Origin of the sequence: Chitinophaga sp. (genome assembly GCF_036566945.1) — a bacterium.
GTDB lineage: Bacteria > Bacteroidota > Bacteroidia > Chitinophagales > Chitinophagaceae > Chitinophaga.
The window spans coordinates 1-3,363 of sequence record NZ_DATCVJ010000637.1 but is presented as its reverse complement, the minus strand read 5'-3'; the positions used below and the strand labels follow the sequence as shown (position 1 = coordinate 3,363).

Genomic DNA, 3,363 nt, shown 5'->3' with positions numbered 1-3,363 from the left:
AGACCTACGATCGCCGGCTTGTCTAAAGAAGGAATCATCTACCATGGCTTTGTCTTTTTTGGCCTGATTAATGTAGGAGGGGAGCCTTTTGTAATTGAATATAACTGTCGCATGGGCGATCCGGAAACGGAAGTAGTAATGCCCCGTTTGAAGAATGATTTACTGGAGCTATTCAATGCAGTAGCATCCGGCAAGCTGAATGAGCAAACGATTTACGCAGATGAACGCGCCGCAGCCACGGTAATGCTGGTATCAAAAGGATACCCCGAAGCATATGAAAAGAATAAAGTGATAAAAGGTATTCCAGCTCCTACCCGCGACCAGGTTGTTTTTCATGCCGGTACCCGGCAGGAAGGCGACGAGGTGCTGACCAACGGAGGTCGTGTATTGTCTATTACTTCACTGGCAGCCAACCTGTCGATGGCATTGGCTCATTCTGTGCAAACAGCGGAGCAGATTACATTTGACGGCAAAGGCTATCGCCGTGATATCGGATACGAATTTATTTAGCTGTTAGCTTTTAGTTGTTAGCTGTTATGGATCTTGGCGGATAAGTACTCGCTTAAATCCCTACCTGCTAACAGCTAACAGCTAAAAGCTGTTCACAGTAGGGAGGACTGGTACAGGACAATTGAAAAGCGGGACTTGTAAAGGCGTAATTTTAGGCAGTAGGAACAATTAAAACGGGGATATCCCGTTCATCTGGTCGGAGCATAAAGAGAGCAGTTAACATGCCGTTTGCACAACAAATAACTTTTTTTAATATTTAGCTGTATTATTGCAAGAATATCCATTTTTTGCATCGTATATTCGTTGGAATTATTCATTTTTGCATTCTAATTTTTGACCGTATCAACAATGGGATTTTTTAATTTTTTAACGCAGGAAATCGCGATTGATCTTGGTACAGCGAACACGCTGATAATTCATAATGACCAGGTGGTAGTGGACGAGCCTTCCATTGTAGCGATAGAACGGGCTAGTGGCAAAATTGTGGCAGTTGGAAAGAAGGCCATGATGATGCACGAAAAAACACACGAATATCTTCGTACTATACGTCCCCTGAAAGATGGCGTGATAGCGGATTTTAATGCCGCTGAAGGAATGATCAGGGAACTCATAAAAATGATTTACCCCAAGAAACCACTGTTTGCACCGAGCTGGCGCATGGTGATCTGTATTCCTTCCAGCATTACGGAAGTGGAGAAGAGAGCTGTACGTGACTCTGCTGAACAGGCAGGTGCCAAAGAGGTATATCTGATCCATGAGCCTATGGCTGCTGCCCTGGGTATTGGTATCGATGTGGAAGAACCGGTAGGAAATATGATCATTGACATAGGTGGTGGTACCACCGGTATTTCTGTGATTGCCCTGGCTGGTATTGTTTGTGACCAGAGTATCCGTATTGCCGGTGACGAGTTTACCGCCGATATCATGGAAGCCCTGCGCCGCTATCATAGCTTGCTGATTGGTGAAAGAACGGCAGAACAGATCAAGATTCATATCGGATCTGCCCTGAAAGAACTGGATAACCCACCGGATGATATTCCTGTTAACGGACGAGATCTGGTAACCGGTATCCCCAAGCAAATCATGGTATCTTACCAGGAAATTGCGGAAGCCCTTGACAAATCTATCTTTAAGATCGAAGAAGCCATCCTGAAAGCGCTGGAAACAACGCCTCCTGAGCTGGCATCAGATATTTATCGCAGAGGTTTATACCTGACCGGCGGCGGTGCTTTACTGCGCGGACTGGATAAACGTCTTACCCAAAAAATCAAACTGCCGGTGCATGTAGCAGACGATCCGTTACGCGCAGTGGTAAGAGGTACTGGTATTGCGTTGAAGCATGTTGGTAAATATCCGTTCCTGATGCAATAAAACTATTTTGATATTTACGGATTGGAAGATGTTGGTAAAACAACATTGGAAAATCCGTAAATCTCTAAATCTAAAAACCAGTGCGCGCTTGTGCGAAATTTAATCATTTTCTTTAGGCGATATTTTAACTTCTTCTTATTTCTGCTGCTGGAAGTGATTTGTCTGGTATTGGTGTTCCAGCATAATAATTTTCAGCGAACAGCCTACCTCAGTTCCGCCAACGATATCAGTGGCAAGTTATACGACAAGTATAATAATGTACAGTACTACTTTCACCTGAAGTCGACCAACGATAGCCTGGTGAACGAAAACATGCGACTGCATAATGCCCTGCGAACCAGCTACGATAGCATGATCACCACCAATGGTGTCAAAATCGATACCCTTCGGCAGTACAGCGATGATACCGCCCATAAAGTGATCGGTACACAAATCCGCCGCTACGAATACTTCTCCGCTAAAGTGATCAATAACTCTATTAATAAGCCGGTTAACTATATTACCATTCACCGTGGCAGTCTGCAGGGGATCCGTCCTAATATGGGCGTTATCAGCAGCAGCGGCGTGGTAGGCGTAGTGAGAAGCGTGAGTGATAACTATTCAGTAGTACTGTCTATGTTGTCTAAATCCAATTCTGTATCCATCAGCGCCCGCCTGGGACAAGGAAAGGAAATGGGATCTGTACACTGGGATGGTGAAGATGCCGGTTATGCCCTGTTGAAAGATGTGCCTAAAAGTGCGAAGATCCACAAAGGCGATACCGTAGTTACCAGCGGCTTTTCGGCCTTGTTCCCGGAAAACATTCCTATTGGCTATGTAGAAAACATTGCCGTGGGAGACAAAGCCAGCACCTCGTTTACTATCCGATTGAAATTGGCCACCAATTTCTTTAACCTGCAATATGTGTATGTGATAGAAAACCTGTTAAGAGACGAACAACAACGATTGGAAGATTCAACGTATAAGTTGATTAAATGAGTATACTGTTAAGAAATATAATCCGCTTTGTGCTCCTGTTGCTGATACAGGTGTTTGTGCTCAATGAAATATTGCTGCATCAGCTGGTGAGCCCATATTTATACATGTTGTTTATACTGGCACTGCCCTTTAATCTGCCACGCCCGGTGCTTATGCTCATGGGGTTGCTGATGGGGCTTTCCCTGGATATGTTTATGAATACTCCCGGCATGCACGCGGCAGCCTGCGTATTCATCGCCTATCTGCGCCCGTTTATTATTAATATCCTATCGCCACAGGGTGGTTTTGAAACAACCCAGAAAACGCCGTCCATGACCAGCATGGGCGTATCGCAATTTCTCATCTATGCCGCGATCCTGGTATTCCTGCACCATGCTGTCTTTTTTACACTGGAAGTATTTGGTACCGGCAATGTACTATACCTCCTTATGAAGATCGTCTTTTCAACACTGGCCAGTCTTTTCCTGATTGTACTGTATGAATTGCTGTTCTTCTCCAAAAAGT

4 protein-coding genes are annotated in these 3,363 nt (G+C 44.7%); all 4 read left to right on the top strand.

Going from position 1 to position 3,363, the window contains the following annotated elements; all coding sequences use genetic code 11:
* Positions 1-510, top strand: a 510-nt coding sequence (locus tag VIP81_RS19530) for a phosphoribosylglycinamide synthetase C domain-containing protein (protein WP_331964959.1), incomplete at its 5' end; no start/stop codon positions are given.
* Positions 511-858: 348 nt separating this feature from the next.
* Positions 859-1,881, top strand: a complete 1,023-nt coding sequence (locus tag VIP81_RS19525; RefSeq protein WP_106527013.1) for a rod shape-determining protein — start codon at positions 859-861, stop codon at positions 1,879-1,881.
* A 90-nt stretch (positions 1,882-1,971) separates the two neighbouring features.
* The gene (gene mreC / locus VIP81_RS19520; protein ID WP_331964952.1) at positions 1,972-2,859 is read left to right on the top strand and encodes a rod shape-determining protein MreC; all 888 of its coding nucleotides are present in this window, start codon (positions 1,972-1,974) and stop codon (positions 2,857-2,859) included.
* A partial coding sequence (gene mreD, locus VIP81_RS19515; RefSeq protein ID WP_133806747.1) for a rod shape-determining protein MreD occupies positions 2,856-3,363 on the top strand: 508 nt, incomplete at its 3' end. The genes mreC and mreD, both read left to right, overlap by 4 nt.

What these genes read in the sequence shown, in the direction of transcription:
- VIP81_RS19525 (WP_106527013.1), top strand. Translation starts at nt 859, where the DNA reads ATGGGATTTTTTAATTTTTTAACGCAGGAAATCGCGATTGATCTTGGT.